At 50.5% G+C, this 734-nt stretch carries 1 protein-coding gene; it reads right to left on the bottom strand.

Annotation, left to right across the window (positions count from 1 at the left end; translation table 11 throughout):
* A partial coding sequence (locus NAI64_RS09035; protein ID WP_269299791.1) for a porin occupies positions 1-734 on the bottom strand: 734 nt, incomplete at both ends.

The raw sequence follows: 734 nt of genomic DNA, 5'->3' as shown, positions 1-734 counted from the left end.
ATCGACGTTGCTATATGCAGCAATATCTTTCCAATCGGAAACATCGCCCTTGTACCAGCCTTTGTCCTTGGTCTGTTGATACAGCAATTCGACCTTGGCATCGCCGAAGCGATAAGCAGCACCCAAGTTCCAGACAGAAGAATTCTTGGAATCAACCAGACGGCTCCAGTTACCGACCAGGGCCAGAGGACCATTGTCGTAACCGAGCATGATGCCGTAACCGTCGTTGTCAGCGCCTTCACCCTTGACATAAGCCATTCCGGAATTATTTGGGTCGTTTGGATTGGCATCGTTATAGAAACCATCAATAGACTTGCTATCGGTATTACCACCCAACGAATAGGTTGCGCCGAAATGGAAGCCGCTCCAGTTCGGACTGTCGTAACGGAGCGTGTTTTCAATCGCACGGGAACGCTGCGTACCTTCGATCATGCCTGCAACGCCATACTGATAGAACGGATCGAATTTACGGATGGTTTCGGTCGTCAGTTCGTTGACAACACCCAAACGGACAGCGCCCCAGGTGTCGCTCTTCAGACCGACGTTGGCCAGACCATCCCAGTCTTGGTATTTTCCGTTGACATGCATATCCTTGGACGTACCGTCATTCAGATTGAAACGTCTTTCCAGTTCGAAGGTGGCTTTCACACCGGAACCGAGGTCTTCAACACCACGGAAGCCGATACGGTTGTTGACGTTTTCGCCCATTTCTACGTCATAGCCGGATTTCTTGA

It is taken from the genome of Oxalobacter paeniformigenes (assembly GCF_027158465.1).
Taxonomy (GTDB): Bacteria; Pseudomonadota; Gammaproteobacteria; order Burkholderiales; family Burkholderiaceae_D; genus Oxalobacter; species Oxalobacter paeniformigenes.
This window is presented reverse-complemented; position numbering and strand designations above follow the sequence as displayed.